Annotated in this window: 14 protein-coding genes; 3 read left to right on the top strand and 11 right to left on the bottom strand. The window is 71.2% G+C overall.

Translation table 11 applies throughout. From position 1 onward, the window contains the following. Positions 1 to 61 precede the first annotated feature (61 nt). The 5 genes from aroF to TA3x_RS17925 all read right to left on the bottom strand — a co-directional run bounded on the left by aroF (position 62) and on the right by TA3x_RS17925 (position 6,195). Positions 62 to 1,075 (bottom strand): 3-deoxy-7-phosphoheptulonate synthase, encoded by a 1,014-nt coding sequence (gene aroF / locus TA3x_RS17945; protein ID WP_435016030.1) that lies wholly within the window; start codon positions 1,073 to 1,075, stop codon positions 62 to 64. A gap of 842 nt (positions 1,076 to 1,917) precedes the next feature. Next, on the bottom strand, positions 1,918 to 2,430 hold the full coding sequence (locus tag TA3x_RS17940; RefSeq protein WP_435016029.1) for a hypothetical protein: 513 nt from the start codon (positions 2,428 to 2,430) through the stop codon (positions 1,918 to 1,920). A gap of 50 nt (positions 2,431 to 2,480) precedes the next feature. After that, positions 2,481 to 3,068 carry an HD domain-containing protein gene (locus tag TA3x_RS17935; RefSeq protein WP_435016028.1) on the bottom strand — a complete coding sequence of 196 codons (588 nt, stop codon included), beginning with the start codon at positions 3,066 to 3,068 and terminating at the stop codon, positions 2,481 to 2,483. Further along, a complete protein-coding gene (locus TA3x_RS17930; protein ID WP_435016027.1) occupies positions 3,061 to 3,801 on the bottom strand; it encodes a YebC/PmpR family DNA-binding transcriptional regulator in 741 nt (246 codons plus the stop codon). Before TA3x_RS17930 ends, TA3x_RS17935 begins: the two co-directional genes overlap by 8 nt. A gap of 54 nt (positions 3,802 to 3,855) precedes the next feature. Then, positions 3,856 to 6,195, bottom strand: a complete 2,340-nt coding sequence (locus tag TA3x_RS17925) for a tetratricopeptide repeat protein (protein ID WP_435016026.1) — start codon at positions 6,193 to 6,195, stop codon at positions 3,856 to 3,858. A 369-nt stretch (positions 6,196 to 6,564) separates the two neighbouring features. Here TA3x_RS17925 and TA3x_RS17920 point away from each other — a divergent pair, with 369 nt between their 5' ends. Next, on the top strand, positions 6,565 to 9,528 hold the full coding sequence (locus TA3x_RS17920; protein ID WP_435016025.1) for an MBG domain-containing protein: 2,964 nt from the start codon (positions 6,565 to 6,567) through the stop codon (positions 9,526 to 9,528). Positions 9,529 to 9,705: 177 nt separating this feature from the next. Further along, entirely contained in the window at positions 9,706 to 10,788 is a 1,083-nt protein-coding gene (locus tag TA3x_RS17915; protein ID WP_435016024.1) for a hypothetical protein, read from the top strand. 144 nt (positions 10,789 to 10,932) lie between these two features. Here TA3x_RS17915 and hpnE read toward each other — a convergent pair whose 3' ends face one another. The 3 genes from hpnE to hpnC are packed head-to-tail and all read right to left on the bottom strand — an operon-like array spanning position 10,933 to position 14,254. Further along, entirely contained in the window at positions 10,933 to 12,381 is a 1,449-nt protein-coding gene (gene hpnE / locus TA3x_RS17910; protein WP_435016023.1) for a hydroxysqualene dehydroxylase HpnE, read from the bottom strand. After that, positions 12,372 to 13,310 (bottom strand): phytoene/squalene synthase family protein, encoded by a 939-nt coding sequence (locus tag TA3x_RS17905; protein ID WP_435016022.1) that lies wholly within the window; start codon positions 13,308 to 13,310, stop codon positions 12,372 to 12,374. Before TA3x_RS17905 ends, hpnE begins: the two co-directional genes overlap by 10 nt. Next, positions 13,307 to 14,254 (bottom strand): squalene synthase HpnC, encoded by a 948-nt coding sequence (gene hpnC, locus TA3x_RS17900; protein ID WP_435016021.1) that lies wholly within the window; start codon positions 14,252 to 14,254, stop codon positions 13,307 to 13,309. Before hpnC ends, TA3x_RS17905 begins: the two co-directional genes overlap by 4 nt. Positions 14,255 to 14,471: 217 nt before the next feature. Here hpnC and TA3x_RS17895 point away from each other — a divergent pair, with 217 nt between their 5' ends. After that, positions 14,472 to 15,095 carry a 3-keto-disaccharide hydrolase gene (locus tag TA3x_RS17895; RefSeq protein WP_435016020.1) on the top strand — a complete coding sequence of 208 codons (624 nt, stop codon included), beginning with the start codon at positions 14,472 to 14,474 and terminating at the stop codon, positions 15,093 to 15,095. A 25-nt stretch (positions 15,096 to 15,120) separates the two neighbouring features. Here TA3x_RS17895 and cysC read toward each other — a convergent pair whose 3' ends face one another. Genes cysC through TA3x_RS17880 form a run of 3 tightly spaced genes read right to left on the bottom strand, consistent with a single transcriptional unit; the run spans position 15,121 to position 17,861 of the window. Further along, positions 15,121 to 16,689, bottom strand: coding sequence for an adenylyl-sulfate kinase (gene cysC, locus TA3x_RS17890; protein ID WP_435022389.1), 1,569 nt, complete (start codon positions 16,687 to 16,689; stop codon positions 15,121 to 15,123). A gap of 48 nt (positions 16,690 to 16,737) precedes the next feature. After that, entirely contained in the window at positions 16,738 to 17,148 is a 411-nt protein-coding gene (locus TA3x_RS17885; protein WP_435016019.1) for an RrF2 family transcriptional regulator, read from the bottom strand. After that, complete coding sequence (locus TA3x_RS17880; RefSeq protein ID WP_435016018.1) at positions 17,145 to 17,861, bottom strand: phosphoadenylyl-sulfate reductase; 717 nt, start codon at positions 17,859 to 17,861, stop codon at positions 17,145 to 17,147. Before TA3x_RS17880 ends, TA3x_RS17885 begins: the two co-directional genes overlap by 4 nt. Positions 17,862 to 17,977: the final 116 nt, after the last annotated feature.

Raw genomic sequence — 17,977 nt, 5'->3', positions numbered from 1 at the left:
AGTCTCGTCGGGTGGGCGGTGCCCACCCGACGATGACCGGCCTGGGGTCGAGCGACTCGGATCAGACCGTGCGGTCGACGGCCTCGGCGACGCGGCGGCACTGGTGCATCATCTCGGCGAAGGCGGCCGGGGTGATGGTCTGGGAGCCGTCGGAGAGGGCGTGCTCGGGGTCGTCGTGGACCTCGACGATCAGGCCGTCGGCGCCGGCGGCCACCGAGGCGCGGGCCATGGGCAGGACCAGGCTGGCCTTGCCGGTGCCGTGCGACGGGTCGACCACCACCGGCAGGTGGCTCTTGGCCTGGAGGTAGGGGACGGTCGCCAACGGCAGGGTGAACCGGGTGTGCTCTTCGTAGGTGCGGATGCCCCGCTCGCAGAGGATCACGTGGGGGTTGCCCCGGTCCAGGATGTACTCGGCGGCCAGCAGGAATTCGTCGATCGTGGCCGCCATGCCCCGCTTCAAGAGGGCCGGCTTGCCGCTGTCGCCGATGGCCTGGAGGAGCTGGTAGTTCTGCATGTTGCGGGCGCCGATCTGGAGCACGTCGGCGTACTTGGCCACCAGCGGGACGTGTTCCGGGGCCATGACCTCGGTGACGATCGCCAGGCCGGAGGCGTCGCGGGCGGCGGCCAGCATCTTGAGGCCGTCTTCCTTGTGGCCCTGGAAGCTGTACGGGCTGGTGCGCGGCTTGAAGGCGCCGCCGCGGAGGCCGGTGGCCCCCTTGTCACGAAGGTTCAACGCCAGGCCGACGAGCTGGGCCTCGTCCTCGACCGAGCACGGGCCGGCGATCACGCCGATCTTGGTCCCGCCGATCTCCAGGCCGAGGGCCTTGACCACGGTCCGTTCGCTGGTCAGCTCCGAGGACGCCCGCTTGTAGGGGGCGAGGATCGGCACGACCTTCTCCACCCCCTCGCCGGGCTCCAGGAGTTCGGTCAGGCCCTGCCGCTCCTCGCCGATCGCGGCGATCACGGTGCGCTGGGTGCCGACGAGGACCTGGGGCGACATCCCGAGGGTGCGGATGTGCTCGACCATGTGCTCGACCTGATCCTTGGTGGCGTTGGGCTTCATCACGACGATCACGGCGACGGTACCTCCGGGGTCAGGGGCGAAAACGGGGCGGGTGGGAAACGAAAAAAGCCCCGGGACCTGATCAGGTCACGGGGCTCTCGATGAGCTTCACGAGTTTCACGGACGTTTCAAGATCCGCGTCTCACCCTGTGACCGAACGAGTTGGGCCGGGTAAACACCCAAGCCCAGCCACGATACTCGGTAAACAGGAAGACGGTGGCCATGCGTGAAAAGAAATCCAGGAAGGAAGACAAGGCTTGATGAGAATGAGAAACGCCCAGGCCCGAGTTCGTCGGACCTGGGCTCCGCGACCCATTAAGATCGTCGGTATGCGGCTGCCCGACGGGCAACCCGTCAGCCGCCCTTAGGCGAGCCGCCTCTGGTTGTCACTACACACGTAATCACCTCCTTATCGCTAAGCCTTCCCAGCCCCGCCCGAGTCCAGCCTCATAGGCGGGGGAGGGCACTAGCCCGTCGCACCACGTTCTGTGCGACCCGATGTCAGGCAGAGTGTGTGTTCTCCGTCCGACAGGATCACTATAGGCACGACCCCCCGCCCGGGCAACCCATCGGGGACAACTTTTTCGCGAGAACTTTTCGGGTTCGGTGTCGGTGTGCGCAACCCTCTGTTTGGTAGGGGTTTCGGCGAATCCGATCCCGGTCTACGACTCGGCCGGGGCAGCGGCGGTGTTCGAGCGCCGGGGTCGGCTGCGCCGAAACCCCTGCCACCCATGAAGATGGGAAAACGCCTACATTCCCGAGTGGATGGCGTGGGTGGCCGCGAGACACCGTTTCGGTGAGTCCACGAAGGCCGCGACCTGCTCGTACAGGTTCCGGCACCCGGCCGCCCCGGCTCATGGGCCCGATCGACGACGGTAGCGCGTCACGACCCGATTCAGGTAGAGCCCGTCCGTCACGACGGAGATGACCCGGCCGAGCGATCCGCCGGCGACCTGGAGGATGTCGCTGACCTGCGTATCGCCATCATCGTAGCGGAGCACGTCGCGGAGGCCCCCCGAACGATCGGGCCTCGGAGGCAATGCGCCGCGGGGGTGCAGTGAGACCGCGGCGGTGCCGGCTATCTCTTGGGCGATCCCCTCGGACGGCCCAGGCGAGGCCGTCTGGACGCCCTCGCTATCGTACCAGAGCATGAGATCCCCGCCGCCCGCGACCCGCTCGGCATAGCTCCCGTCGAGCCGGATCGTCAATTCGAGCCCTGTGCGTGCCTCCAGCCTGGGCTGCCCGACCCCGGTCACCCCGAGCAGCCAACTTGCGATTTCTGCAGGGCCGGGCGGATCGATCGGGTCCCCCGATTCGACGAAGGCGTAGCCGTCCAGGGTCCATTCGCCCGGGAGATCGTCCTTCATGGGAATCACCCTGTGGGTGGCCGTGGCTTCGGCGGACTGGCCCGCATCGATCAGGCCACGAAGGCCGCGACCTGCTCGTAGAGGGTCCGGCACTCGGTGGCCAGGGCGGCCAGGCGGGGGGTGTCGGCGTGGCAGGCGTCGATCATGGCCCGCTGGTAGGCCAGCACGCTGGCGCGGTCGGCGTTGAAGCCGTCCCAGACCGGGCGGCCGTCGCGGAGGTCGACCAGGATGCAGAGGAGGTTGTGGAGCTTGTCGGCCAGGATCACCGCGCGGGCCTCGGCCGGGGCCGAGGCGGCGGCGGCCAGGTGGTCGCGCTTGCGGTCGGCCCAGGGGCGCTTGACCCCGGAGGCGTCGAGCTTCTCCTCGGAGCAGGCCGCGACGATCGACGCGACCCGGTCGCCGAAGCGGTCGCGGATCGCGTCGAGGGTGGTCGCTGTGTCCTCCACGGCGTCGTGCAGCAGGCCGGCGATCGCCACGTCCTCGTCGAACCCGGCGCGGTCGAGGATCAGGGCGACCGCGTACGGGTGCTCGATATAGGGGACGTCGGCGCCGCGCCGGGACTGCCCCAGGTGCGCGGCGGCGGCCAGGCGGAGCGCGGCCTCGAACCGGGGGCTCGGCCCCAGGGGCCGGTCAGGCATCGACGAGTTCCTCGGGGATCTCGGCGTTGTCGAACGCGTTCTGGACGTCCTCGTTCTCGTCGAGGATGTCGCGGAGCCGGAGCATCCGCTTGCCGACCTCGGCGTCCAGGGCCACCGAGGTGTTGGGCAGGTAGCTGGCCTCGGCGGTCTCCACGGAGACCTTGTTGGCCTCCAGCGCGGCGCGGACGGGCTCGAACAGCTTGGCGTCGCAGGTGACCTCGTAGTAGTCCCCCGCGAGCTTCACGTCGTCGGCGCCGGCCTCCAGGGCGACCTCCATCAGGCGGTCCTCGGCGATCGTCCGGCTCGGGATGACGAACAGGCCCTTGTACTCGAACAGGTAGCTGACGCACCCGCTCGACCCGAGGTTGCCGCCGCAGACCTCGAACGCCTTGCGGAGTTCGCCGGCGGTCCGGTTGCGGTTGTCGGTCAGGACCTCGCACAGGACGGCCACGCCGCCGGGGCCGTAGCCCTCGTAGATCACCTCCTCGTAGCTCTCGGCCCCCAGCTCGCCGGTCCCCTTCTTGATGGCGCGCTCGATGTTGTCCTTGGGGCAGCTATAGGAGCGGGCCTTGTCGATCGCGTAGCGGAGCTTCAGGTTGGCGGCGGGGTCGGCCCCGCCGCTCTTGGCGGCCACGAAGATGGCGCGGCACAGCTTGCTGAAGAGCTTGCCGCGCTTGGCGTCGACGGCCCCTTTCCGATGAGCGATGTTCGCCGAATGGGAATGCCCAGCCATGATTCATCCTGTCTCGGGTCGGTTCGTGGATTCGGGGGTCGCTCGCCGGGCCGCTCAGGGGGTCTCGCCCGGGGTCGGCCGTGGCGTCGCCTCGATCTGCCGGAGCGACTGGAGCTTCTTGACGATCTCCGGGAGCCGCTTGTCCGGGGGCTTGGACTGGCTGGCGAGCGTCTGGGCGCGTTCCCAGGCGGACCGGGCCTTGTCGTTGTCGTGGAGCTGGAAGTAGACGTCGCCCAGGTGGTCCTGGATCGTGGCGTCCTCGCCCCGGGGCATGGCGGCGGCCTTCTCCAGCGGGTCCTTGGCCTCGGCGTACTTGCCGCGCTTGAACAGGACCCAGCCCAGGCTGTCGAGGTAGGCGCTGTTCTCGGGCTCCTCGGCGATCGCCTTGCGGATCATCGCCTCGGCCTTCTCCAGGTTCTTGCCCTGGTCGGCGTAGAGGTAGCCGAGGTCGTTGTTCAGGCCGGGGTCGTCGGGGTCGCGGGCGAACAGGAGTTCCAGCTCCGCCTCCCCCTTGGCCATGTCGCCGAGGTTGGTGTAGACGATCGACAGCCCGGAGTGGGCGATGCGGCCGATCTCGTCGCTGTTGGGGTACTTCTCCAGCAGTTCCTTGTAGAAGGCGATCGCCTCGTCGTTGCGGCCGATCCGGGTGAGGATCCGGCCCAGCGACTCGTTGAGGTCGGGGCTGGCCGGCTCGTTCCGCAGGGCCGAGCGGATCAGGTCGATGGCCTCCTCGGGCTGTCCGGCCATGTTCAGCAAAAGCGCCCCGTTGCGCATGATCTCGGGGTCGTTGGCCTCGCGGCGCAGGGCCTCGCGGATCGCCGGCAGGGCCTCCTCCCCCTTGCCGCCGAGCACCTGGATCTGGGCCAGGTAGATCAGGTTCTGCCCGTTCCGCTCCTCGGGGAACTTCCCGAGCATTTCGGTCAGGGCCTCGGCCGCCTCGGGGTACTTGGCCGCCTCGAACAGGGTGGTGACCAGCTCGCGATAGGACTGGGGGTTCGGGGCCCGCTCGACCTGCCAGCGCTGGAGCGCGATCATCTTGTCGGTCCGCTTGGCCATCATGGCCAGGGTGGCCAGCACGCCCCAGCCCTCGCGGGGCTCCAGGGTCGGGGGCCGGGACGAGATCATGGCGATGCCGGTATCGATCACCTTGTCGGTGTACTCGGCGTCGGCGATCAGGGCCTCCAGGCTGGGCTGCAGCGCCTCGATCCTGCGGAGCCGGGCCACCGCCGAGACCAGCAGCCGGAGCAGGTCCTCGGTCTTCTTCTCCTGGACCAGGACCGGGAACAGGGCGGCGAACTTCTGGGTGTCCTGCTGCTCCGCCAGGATGGTCCGGTAGACCGCGTCGGCCTTCTCGTTGCGGCCGGCCAGGCGGTAGCGCTCCGCCAGCAGGTAGCGGAGCGGGATGTTCTTGGGGTCGGCGGCGGCGAACTTCTCCAGCTGCGGGAGGATCTCGGCCTCGCGCTTCAGCATCACCAGGATGTCGATGAACAGGTCATACGACTCCCGGCCGCGCGGCTGGCGCTTGAGGAACTTCTCGATGAAGGCGAGGGCCTCGTCCCCCTGCCCCGCCTCCTGGTAGGTCTTGGCCAGCAGGAGGATCAGCACCGCGTCGTCGGGGGCGTAGACCAGGCCCCGGCGGAAGGCGCGGATCGCCAGGTCGGGCTTCTTGGCGGCGAGGAAGACCTTGCCGAACTCCAGGTAGGTCTGCCCCTCGTCGGTGCCCAGGATCTTCCGCCGCTCGGCCGGGCTGAACCGGACCCCGGGGGCCTCGTCCAGCGCATCCAGCAGGCGGGCGAACGCGGCGGACGCCTCGTCGAAGCGGCCGGTCGCCGCCCGGATCTTGCCCAGCTCGAACTCGACCAGCAGGGCCCCGGCGGAGTCCTTGTCGAGCTTGGGGTTGGCGGCCACCCCCTTGAGCACCTCCTCGGCGGCGGCGAGGTCGTTCTTGTAGTGGGCGATCAGGAGGCCCAGGGTCGCATCGTCGGACGGCTCGGCGGCGATGGCCCTTTTGGCGAACCCGACCGCCGCCTCGTCCCGCCCCAGCGCGAAGTTCAGCCGCGCCAGGCGGCGGAGGATCGGCACGGACTCGGGGTCCGCCTCGGCCGCCTTGTCCAGCACCTTGATGGCGTCGGAGAATTGCCGGCGGTCTTCCAGGGCCCGGGCCTCGGCGTAGAAGCGGAGCGCCTCGACCCGCTTCTGCTCGGCCACGGTCCGGGGTTGGGCCGGGACGAACGGCTTCGGGGTCTCCTCGCCGGGCAGGGCATAATCGGGCGGCGCGGGGCGCGATTCCCCCGTCGCCGGAGCCTGAGCCGAAGCACCCCGATCGATGACGCCGGCCGAGGCGAGCAAGCCCAGGGCCAGCATCATGGCAGGGCGATGGAACGGACCGACCATGATCGCGTCTCCTCGGACCGATGGCGGGTGCGTCACGACAGCGCGACCGACCCAGCCCCGTTGGGCGAAAGGTTTTGATGCGGGGGTTGTTCCCGGCCGGGGCGTCATCGGCCCATCCCGGCCCAACCCCATTGACCCCTCAATTTATCACGATCCCCGGCGACGTGCCAACCCCCGATCCGCGCCCCGGCCCGCGGCGACGACGGGCCGGGCCCACCCTCCCGCCGAGGTCCATGAGGTAATTCGCAACATGTCGGGTTTCCTGCCCGATTCGAGATTGCTTTCATATGAGCGTGGATGCACACTCGTTGTGACGGCGCGGCCATGACGGCCCCCGGCATTCCCCTCTCCCCCCCAAGACGACGCACCATGCCCCATCCTCATCGATCCGGTTCGGCCCGCCGCCGCAGGCACCCCCTCCGGGGCATCGAGCCGCTGGAAGCCCGGCTCGTCCTCTCGGCGCTGATCGGGGAGGCCTCCCCCGGCGCGGGCGGGGGGGCCGTGCTCCGGGCGGACGCCCCGGCCATCGAGACGCGGACGATCCTCGATTCGGCCTATGCGGCCTACAGCGACGCCCCGCAGTCCGCCGTCATCCGGGCGACGATCACCGACTCGACGGGGAAGCTCTACGGCCAGATGGGCGGGACGGTCACGTTCACGGTCCGCGATGGATCGACCGTGATCGGCGCCCCGGTGGCCGGGACGGTCCACAACGGGGGGGTGAGCGTAGCCTATCCGCTCCCGGCCGGGCTGGCCGTGGGCCGGTACACGATCTCCGCGGCCTTCAGCGGGACGGACCCGGGGCCATCCTGGGCCAGCACGCCTTCGGTCGCGGACGACTCCGAACTGGTCGTGGGCGAACGCCAGGCGATCGTTTTCGCCCGGGACGTGTTCTACGCCGCCTACGATCCGGCCGCGCAGAGCATCGCGGTCACGGCGGGAGTGCGCAGCACCGGGAGCGTCGTCCAGGGCGGGACCGTCTCGTTCCAGATCGCCGATGGCCCGAAACTGTTCGGCTCGCCGGCGACGGCGGAGGTCGTCGATGGCACGGCGACGGCCACGTTAACCATCCCCGCCGGGCTCGCCGCGAGGTCTTATCCCATCTACATCGCGTATAGCGGGACGCCCGACCTGGTCTTCACCCCGTCGCGTGCGGTCGGGAACCTCGTGGTCCAGCGTGCCGAGGTGACGATGGCGCTGGACCCGATCGAACCGATCTCGCCGATCGCCGCGGTCTCGACGCGCCGGGTCCGGGCCGTGGTTTCCGGCCCTTCGGGGGCCGTCAATGAAGGCTACGTGACGTTCTACAGCGGGTTGAGCACGCAGTTCCGCGACGTCATCGTGCCGGTCCGCGACGGGGTGGCCACGGCCGATATCGACATCCCGCCCCCGTTTCAACCGGGCGTCGAGATCCAGGCCCGATACGAATCTTCCGCGAACTACAAGACAGGATACGCCTCCCGGATCGTCGACGTCCTCCGCCCGGTCGTCGACATCGCGCTGGACGACGTCACGGCCACGATCAGCCGGGATAGCGGGGCGGTCACCATCACCGCCACGGTCACCAGCGAGTCGGGGATCGTGGACCATGGCGAGGTCATCATCTCGGTCTCGGATGCCGATGGCCGCATGCCCTGGAGGTCCATCGGCAGATTCTCCCAGGGACGGATGGTCGCGACCTACAACGTCCTCATCGATTCGGTCCCCGGCGCGAAGACGATCCACGTCGAGTTCCCGGAGACGAGCCTCCTCACCCCGGGTCGCATCCGCCCGGGGACGCTGACCACGATCAATCCCGACTTCGTCCGGGATGAGACCACGATCGCGGTCCCGGCGGCCTCCTCCGCCTACAACCCCGGCGGGCCGGGGATCCCGCTCCTCGCCTATGTCGGGGCGGTGCGCGGGGTTTCCGTGGAGGAGGTGACCTTCCTGCTGATCCGGGACGGGGTGGCGGTCGCCCCCGCATTCAAGGTGCCGATCGTCAGCGGTATCGCCCAGGCGACGATGCCCTGGCCCGAGGGCCTCGGGGCCGGCTCGTACACGGTCGGGGCCTACTTCCCGGGCACGGGCCGCTTCGCCCCGAGCTACGGCGAGGGGATGCTGACCGTGGTGAAGGGGCCGGCCTCCTTCCAGGACCTGTCGCCGTCGCAGGCCATCGACCGGCGCCGGGCGACCGTGGATGTCTCCGGCCGGCTGCCGGGCGCGGCCGGCGGCCGGGTCGGCGTCGCGATCGGGTCGGCGACCGGGCAGGCGACGGTCCGGCCCGACGGGACCTTCTCCGCCACGATCGACGTGCGCGGGCTCCCCGCGACGTCGAATCCCCTGCCGATCACCTACCGCTTCGCCGGCGATGCCAACCTGTTCGCGGCCGCGGATGCGTCCAAGACGCTCGCGATCCGGCGGGGGACCCAGGCGTTGAGCCTGGGCGGGGTGCCGGCCGCCTCCGCCTTCGGCTCGACCTTCCGCGTCCGCCCGGCCAGCGATGCCGGCCTGCCCGTCACCCTGGCGGCGACCAATGCCCTGGTGGTGCCGATCGGCGACGGGTCCTATGACGTGACCCCCACCAGCGGCACCGCCCCGGTGGTCCTGACCGCCACCCAGGCCGGGGACGCCGGCTACGAGGCGGCCATCCCGGCCTCGGCCACCGTCGCGACCGCCCCGGCGGCCGCGTCGATCCTCCTGTCCCGCCTGGAATTCGAGGTGGGCACCCCGGACCGAACGCCGATCGTCGAGACGACGCCGCCGGGCCTCGCGGTCGCCCTCTCCTACACCCGGGACGGGGTGCCGGTCGCCGACCCGGTCGAGGTGGGGATCTACACCGTCACCGCGACCATCGTCGATCCCAACTACATCGGCACGGCCTCCGCCACGCTCGCGATCACGCCCCGATCGATCGTGGTGGACCCGTTCCCGCAACCCCCCCCGGCCCCGCCCGAGCCCCCGGCCGCGGCGGCGCAGGCGGCCCGGCTGGTGACGAATCGAAAGAAGGCGATCACCTCGCTCGCCGTCTCGTTCGGCGAGGATCTCGACCCGGCCTCGGCCGTCGATGTGGCCAACTACCGCCTGGCGACGGCCGGCCGGAAGGGCTCGTTCGACGCCCGGAATGCCAGGACCTACCGGATCCGGCGGGTCGCCTACGACGCCGCGACCCGGACCGTGACCCTGGAGCTGGCCCGGCCCCTGAAGCTGGCCGGGGTGGCGCAACTGAGGGTGTACGGGGCGCAGGGACGGGGCCTCCGGGACGTGCTGGGGCGGCTCATCGATGGCAACCGCGATGGGCTGGCCGGGGGCGACCTCAACCTCACGGTCCGCCGCAAGGGGATCGCCTTCTGATCGGGCCCACGCCCCGGCGCCGGCCCGGACGATCCCGCGCCGGCGCCGGGGCGATGGAAAATCGGAGAGAAATGGACGATCCGGGGAAATAGTCAGTTCTTGGGGCCGGAAAATCCAGAATCTATTCGGGTGACAGCACCGCGTCCCGCTCGACCGGACCGACCTGGAACCCACCCCATGACCTGCAGCCCCGCCCGACTCGAAGCCAACCGACGCAACGCGGCCCTGAGCACCGGGCCCAGGTCGGCCGAAGGCAAGCAGAAATCCCGCCGGAACGCCCTCAAGCACGGCCTGGCCGGCGATGGGGTCGTCGTCCCCGAAGGCCAGGTCGCCGAGGTCGACGCCCTGGCCGCACGGCTGGAGGCCGAGTTGAAGCCCTCCGGCGAGATGGGCCGGATCCTGGTCCGGCGGATCGCCGTCATGTCCAACCGGCTCGACGCCTGCGAACGCAACGCGGCGGCGGCCACCGCCCGGCGCGTCCGCGATGCCCAGAAGCACCGGGACACCGCCCGCCGCGCCGAGGTCAACGAACACGCCGCCATCCTGGAACTCGACCCCGACCGCGCCGTCGCCCGCCTGATGGAGACCCCCGAGGGGATCGACGGGCTGATCGAGGCGTGGAACGTCCTCCGGGGCAAGCTGGCCCGACCCGGCAAGCTCGTCTGGAACGATCACGACGACCGGCACGTGGACCACCTGCTCGGCCGCCACGCCGGCATGCACCCGCCGACCCCGTTCGACCCGATCCTGCGGGCCATCCGGGGCGACTTCTCGGGCCTGACCGCCGACCAGGGGGCCGGCCTGACCCGCAACGCCCGCAAGCGGTGGGCCCGCGAGCAGCTGGCTGCGCTGATCGACGACGAGGTCCAGGCCCTGCGCGAGCTTCGCGTGCTGGTGGATGACGAGGGCGAGGCGGCCGACCGGGCCGAGGCGGGCGACCGCGCCCTGTTCGACCCCTCCCCGGAGGGGCAACTGGCCCGCCGGTACGAGGCCGCCGCCGAGCGGACCCTGTTCCGCGCCCTCCGCGAGTTCCACCAGGTCGAGCAACGCGCCGCCGAGCCGCCTCCCGCCCCTGCCCCGAAAGCCGTGCCGGCCCTGCCCCGACCCCGGGCCTCCGCCCCGGCTCCGCCCATCCATGCCCCGGTCGAGACGAACCTGCCCGCCCCTACTACGCCGGCCCAAACGAACCCAATGCCCGTCCGGGTGGCTGTGGTTGGCTTGCCAACCACGGCGCCAGGGATTCAGGATTTCCGGTGCTGATCCGGGTCGGCCGCGTCGCAAGATCGCCGGCGCCGTGGTTGGCAAGCCAACCACAGCCACCCCAACGGGTTGCGTGATGACAGTAGTGGCCCGTTCGATTTTCAGAGCAGCCAATGACCGGCCCCCGGACGACCGGCCGGGGGATCAGCCGGGGCCGGCGTGCGCCATCGGCTGGCCCAGCAGCCACCGTGACAGCCGGCCGGCGGGCAGGTCGGGGCGGACCAGCGCGGCGGGCGTCCCCCGATCGGCGAGCAGGGCCTCGGCGGCGAGGTAGCCGGAGCGCACGGCCCCTTCCATCGTGGCGGGCCAGCCGGTGCGGGTCCAGTCGCCGGCCAGGTAGAGGCCCGGGACCGGGGTGCGCTGGGGAGGCCGGAGCGCGTCCACCCCCGGCCGGACGGCGAAGGTCGCCCCGTGCTCGGTGACCACCCACCAGCGGGCCAGCGTCGCCTCGCGGACGGCCGGCCACATCGTCGCCAGGTCGGCCAGCACGGCGTCGCGGATCGCCGTCTTGTCCAGCGGCAGGAGGTCATACGCGGCGCTGATGACCACCTGAAGGTACTGCCCTGTCCCATCCTCGCCGGCCGCACGCCCCTGGAGCGCCGAATGGTCGAAGACCCACTGGACCAGGTGCCCGACCACCGCCACGTGGTCGAACGGGCAGACCTTTCGGTCGAACCAAAGATGAACACCCGTGATCGGCGAGGCTTCGAGCCTGGCCAGGTCGGCGATGGCCGGGATCCGGTCCCCCAGCGGGGCCGGGATCAGGTTGGCCACGCGGTCGAACGGGGCGGCGACCACCACCGCGTCGGCCTCGACCAACTCCCCCGAGCGGAGCCGGACTCCGGCCGCGGCGCCGTCCGGGCCGGCCTCGACCGCGCGGACGCCGGTGCCCATCCGCACGGCCACGCCGTTCTCGGCCAGCCAGCGCTCCAGGCGGGCGCCGTAGAGGTCGCCGAGCGGGACGGCCGGGACCTCCATCGTGTAGCCGTCGCGGTTGCGGAGGAACCCATCGAAGAAGACTTTTCGGGCGTGCCCCACGTCCATCCGGTCGAGCCGCTCGTTGAGCGCCGAGACCAGGACCGTGCCCCAGTAGCGGTCGATGGTCCGGTCGGTCTGGCCGTGGCGGCGGAGCCAGTCGGCGAACGGCTCGCCGGGCCGGTCCCCCCGGGTCGACTTGAGCCGGGCCAGCCCGTAGGCCACCCGCAGACGCTCGCCGAAGGTCAGGTACTTCGCCCGGAGGAAGCTCCCGCTCAGGTGGAACGGCGCGGGGAGGCGGCCCCCCTCCAGGTCGGAGAGGGTCCCGGCGTCGTCCAGGAACCGGATGCGGGGGACGCGGAGGAACTGGTCCCCGGTGCCGACCCGCCGGCAGAAGTCGGCCAGGTTGGTGCAGCAGGTCATGCTGACGTGCTGGCAGTTGTCCACGAGTTCCCCGGTGGCCGGGTCGGGGAACGAGCTGGCGCGGCCGCCCAGGCGGGGGCGGCTCTCCAGGACCGTGATCCGCATCCCCCGGTCGGCCAGGGCCACGGCGGTCGCCAGGCCGGCGAGCCCGCCCCCGACGATCGCGACCCGGGGGGCCTCCGGGTTCACCCGCATCGGGTCGGCTCCCCGATCGGCGTCGAGGCGGCGGGGACCTCCACGTGACGGGCGCGGGGGCGGATGAAGCGGCCCGCCAAAGACCCGACCATGATGCCCAGCTTGCGCCGGCCCGGGATCGAGACCCGGCCGGCCAGGACGTCGAAGTCGCGGCGGACGATCTCCGCGAGCAAGGCCCGGTAGACCCCGGTGATCGCCAGCAGCACCGGCCGGCCGACCGGGGCGACCAGGTCGACCAGGGGCTCGGCCTGGCGGTAGAAGCCCTCGGCCCGCTCGGCCTGGAAGGCGAACAGGGCGCGGGCCGGCGGGGAGACCGCCTCGCCGGCCAGCTCGTCGGCCGACACGCCGAACCGCTCGCGCTCGTCCTCGGGCAGGTAGATCCGGCCGTTCCTGGCGTCCTCGCGGACGTCGCGGAGGATGTTGGTCAGCTGGAGGGCCCGGCCGCACGCCTCGGCCAGCCTCTCGGCTCGGTCGCCGTCGGGGCGGAATCCCCAGATGTGCAGGCAGCAGAGGCCGACCGCCGACGCCACCCGGTCGCAGTACGCCTGGAGGTCCGCGAACGTGGCGAACGGGCGGGGCTCCAGGTCCATCTCCACCCCGTCGATCACCGCCTCCAGGTGCCGGGCCGGGATGCCGTAGGCCCGCACGCTGTCGGCCAGCGCCGGCCAGCCGGGCCATCCGTCGGCGGGGCGTCCGCCCGCCAGCGCATCGATCAGGCCGGCCCGCCATGCGATCAAGGACGCGGCCCGGTCGGCCACCAGGCCCGGGGCGTCGGCCAGGTCGTCGGTGCGGCGGAGGAAGGCATACAGGGCGCACATCGCCCGGCGGCGATCGGCGGGCAGGAGCAGGAAGCTCCCGTAGAAGTTGCGGGCCTCCCGGCGCGACAGCCGGCGGCAGAAGTCGTAGCTCGCCCACAGCGCCGGGCTCATGACGCCCGCCCGGCCGGGGTCGGCATCGGGGCGGAGGGTTCGCGCCGGGGCGGGGCCAGCCAGGCCCTCGCCAGCAGTCCGACCTTGGCGAGCTTGCCCACCTCGGGCCTCCGGGCCAGGACGTCATATCCCTGCCGCTCGATCCGGTCGAGGATCGCCAGCCCGCCGCGGTTGAACAGGTCGACGCTGAACCGCAGGGGACCCGGGAGCCGGCCGATCAACGCCCGCCCTTCCCGGAGCATGGCCCGGGCGCGGTCGACCTCGAACCGGAGGAGGTTCGTGAATTCCGGGGTCGCCCGGGGCGCGTCCAGGTCCGCATCGGCCACGCCGAACCGCTCGCGATCCTCGCGAGGCAGGTACGTCCGGCCGATCTTCCGGTCCCGGGCCACGTCCTGCCAGAAGTTCGCCAGCTGGAGCCCGGTGCAGGTCAGGTCCGACAGCCGGGCGTTCTCCCCGTCGAAGGCCCGGCCCAGGTACAGGACCAGATGCCCCACCGGGTCGGCCGAACGGGTACAATAGTCGACAAGCTGAGAATATGTCGTATAGTCCACCACGTCCTGGTCCTGCTCGAACGCCGAGATCAGCGCCTCGAACGGCCCGGGGGGGATGGCGAACTCGTCCACCGTCTCCCGGAGGGCGACCATCACCGGGTGGGTGGCGTGCCCGTCGTACATGGCCCGAAGCTCGCCCCGCCACCAGGCCAGGAGTTCGCGGGACCGGGCCGGGTCGCCGACCTCGTCGCCGAGGTCGTCGGACCAGCGGCAGAAGGCGTAGATCGACCGGAACGCCGGCCGCAGGGGCCGGGGGGTGAGCCAGGTGACGACGCTGAAGTTCTCGTAGTGCTCTTTGGCAAGTCGGGCGCAGTAGGCGAGGGCCTCGTCGCGCGACGCCGGGGGCGCGGCGGCCTCGGGGCCGAACCGGCGGAGATCGTCCGTAAACGGCATGGGGGCGGGCTTCCTCGTCGGCCGGCCGGGGCGTCCTTTCCGTGGCTCGCGCCCGGCCCACGCGGCCTGCGATTCTAACCGCCCCCCGACCCGGTTGGCCAGATGACGGCGATCGGCCCGCCCGGCCGATTGACCGGCCCGGACGCCCCGGGCACAATCGCGGCGGAAGCTCTCCCCCAAGACCGACGCAACGCCGCCCCGAGAGGATCGCATCGAGATGAACCGACGCACCCTGTTCCTTCTGGCCCTCGGGCTCGCGACCCTGGCCCCCGCCCCGGCCCTGCTCGGCGACGACGAGGCCGGGTTCGTCGCCCTGTTCAACGGCAAGGACCTGTCCGGCTGGGTCACCCCGGACAACAAGGAACTGTTCACGGTCGAGGACGGCGAGATCGTCGGCCGGACCAAGGGCGACCTCAAGAAGAACGAGTTCCTGGCCTCCGAGAAGACCTACGGCGATTTCGTCCTGAAGGCCAAGGTCAAGCTGCTGGGCGGCAACTCGGGCATCCAGTTCCGCAGCGAGCGCAAGCCCGACGGCGTGGTGGCCGGCCCCCAGGCCGACGCGGCCGCCGGCTACTGGGGCCTGCTCTATGAGGAGCGCCGCCGCGGCATCCTGGAGCAGTACCCCAAGGAGCTGGCCGCCAAGCTCGTCCACGAAGGGGACTGGAATGACTTCGTGATTGAGGCGACCGGCGACCACGTCGTGATCCACCTGAACGGCACCAAGGTCATCGACCGGATCGACCCCAAATTCGACAAGACCGGGATCATCGCCTTCCAGGTCCACGTCGGCAAGCCGATGGAAGTCCGGTTCAAGGACGTGAAGATCAAAGAGGTCAAGTGAGCCGACGGCGGCCCGGGCCCGCCCGTCAGCCGGCGGCGTGGCCCGGGGGCCGGAGGTAGCCGAGTTCGATCAGCCGGGCGATGATCGCGTCGGCGCACTCGCGGACGCCCATCCGGCTGGTGTCGAGCGTGACCTCGGGGGCGATCGGCGCCTCGTACGGGTCGTCCACCCCGGTGAAGCCCAGCCCCTTCCCCTCGGCCACGGCGTTGCGGGCCCGGGCATAGAGGCCCTTCACGTCGCGCCGTTCGCAGACGTCGATCGGGGTGTCGCAGAACACCTCGACGAAGTTCCCCCGGGAGGCCTTGCGGGCGTTCTCCCGAGGGCCGCGATAGGGGCTGATCACCGAGCAGATGGTGGTCCCGCCGTGCTGGTTGATCAGGCCGGCGACGTAGCCTACGCGGTTGATGTTGGCGTCGCGGTCTTCCTTGCTGAAGGAGAGGCCGCGCGACAGGTGGGTCCGGATCTCGTCGCCGTCCAGGAACGAGACGTTGCGGCCATGCTCGGCCAAACGCTCGATCAGGCCGTGGGCCACGGTGCTCTTGCCCGACCCCGACAGCCCGGTGAACCAGATGGTCAGCCCCTGGCGATGCCGGGGCGGGTGGGCCTCCGCCAGGATCGCGGCGACCGCCGGGTGGATGTACCACTCCGGCAGCGGGATGCCCCGGGCCAGGTAGTCGTCCAGGACCTGCCGGTCGGACAGGTCGGCCGTTTCGGACCCCGCGGTGATCTCGCTCGCCGGGGCGTACAGGCCCACGCCGATCTCGGGCTGGTGGGCCTTCGGGTTGCCCGGGATCTCGGGGCCGACGATCAGGTGGGTGCAGCCGAAGTTGCGGGCGATGATCGCGTGCAGCAGGGACTCGCCCGGGACCCCCTTCGGCGGGCCCGACGGCAGGAGGCTCAGGACCGTCGGGGCGGGCTCGTCGGCGGCCTCGACCAGGGCGCGATGGCAGCGGACGCGGGTGTAGTGGTCGGCGTCGCCGGGGCGGGGCACGCCGACGACCGCGTGGATCAGCAGCCCACCGCCGACCTGCGCGATCGCTTCCCGGATCGACCTTTCGTCGACCCGGCGGATCGGGTCGCGGGCGTGGAAGGCGACAACCCGGGTCCAGCCCAGGCCGGCGAGGTGCTCGCGGAGTTCCCCGGGCGTGCGGCGCAGCTCGACGAAGTCGTAGTGCGGCGGGGTCCGGATCACCTCCAGGCGGCCGGCCGCATGATGCTTCGCCGGGGCGTCGCCCGACGTTTCGGCCGGGTAGATCTCCTCGACGTGGAGGAAGGCGAGCAGGTTGCCGTACACGTCGCGCAGGGCCAGGGGCTTGCCGACCTCGGCCCCGGCGCCGGGGTCCACCGGCAGGGCGATCGGCACGGGCCAGAAGGTGCCGTCGGCCAGCCGCGACTCGGCGACGACGCGGCGGTAGTCGGCCTCGCCCATGAACCCCCGGAGCGGGGAGAAGGCGCCGACGGCCAGCAACTCCAGGTCGCACAGGGCGGCTTCGTCGAGCGTCAGGCTTGCGAGGCCCTGGGACCGAGCCTTCATCTCGGAGGCGCGGGCGTCGTCGACGAGGAGGTCGACCAGGGTGCCGCCGTACGGGGGGATGAGCCCGTCCGGGCCCGGTGGGGTCGTCGCGGGAATGGCTCGAACTCCTCAGATGGTCCACTCGCGGGGCGCGGTCCGCTGCGACAGCTCGGCGATCGAGGTCTTCTCCAGCACGGCCCTTTCGGCGTCGCTGACCAGCTGCCAGACGGCGGCGAGCACCCGGCCGGCCGGGCCGGACGACTCGCGCGCGACCTCGTTGGGGCCGTCGATGGCGGAGAGGACCTCGCGGAGCGAGATCGACTCCGGGGGGCGGGCCAGGCGATAGCCGCCGGAGGCCCCCCGGGTGCTGTGGACCAGCCCGGCCCCCTTCAGCTGGAGGAGGATCTGGACGAGGTATCGCTCCGGGATCGCGTTGGCGTCGGCGATCTCGCGGATCCGGACCGGGGCCCCGTCGGGCCGGGGCTGGGCCAGCGCCAGGATGGCCAAACAGGCATATTCGGCCTTGGCGGAGATCTTCATAGCTGGCTGCTGTCGAGCGAGTGCAGGCCGCATTCGGTCTTCGCCTGGCCCGCCCAGCGGCCGGCCCTTTCGTCGGCCCCCTGTCCCACTGCCCGGGTGCACGGCCAGCACCCGATCGACGGGTACCCGTGGTCGTGCATCGGGTTGTACGGCACGTCGTTGGCCACGATGAAGGCCCACACGTCTCGCTTGGTCCAGGCCAGCAGCGGGTTGATCTTCACCAGGTCGAACTTGGCGTCCCAGCCCACCACGCTGGCCTTGGCCCGGTGCGCCGACTGGTCGGCGCGGATCGCCGAGATCCAGGCGTCGTAGCCCTGCACGGCGCGGCGGAGCGGGACCAGCTTGCGGTCCCGGCAGCAGCGGTCGGGATCGGTCGCGTAGACCGGGCCGCCGTTGTTCAGCTCGTAGACCTCGACCGATTCCTCGGGGCGGACCAACTCGACCTCGATGCCGTAGCGGCCGGCGATCCGGTCGCGCAGCTCCAGGGTCTCGGCGAACTGGTAGCCGGTGTCCAGGTTGAACACGCGGACGCCCGGGTCGATCTCGGACAGCATGTGGAGGATCACACACCCTTCGGGCCCGAACGCCGTGGCCATCGTCAGCCGCGAACCGAACGTCTCCGCCGCCCACCGCAGGATCTCCTGCGGCGTGGCGCCCGCCAGCTGGCGGTTGGCTTCGACCCAATCGACGATGGACGTTGTCTCGGAGGCCATGACCGACAATCTCCGCTGCGAGGAGGGCGTCACGGCCAATCCTACCTATCCGACGCAACAAAGTCAATTTTGGGCGATTGGCATGGAAACACGGGGCCACATCGCGGCCCGAACGG

It is taken from the genome of Tundrisphaera macrotermitis (assembly GCF_051175315.1).
Lineage (GTDB): Bacteria > Planctomycetota > Planctomycetia > Isosphaerales > Isosphaeraceae > Tundrisphaera.
The sequence above is the reverse complement of the archived record's forward strand: the minus strand, read 5'-3'. Positions and strand labels throughout refer to the sequence as shown.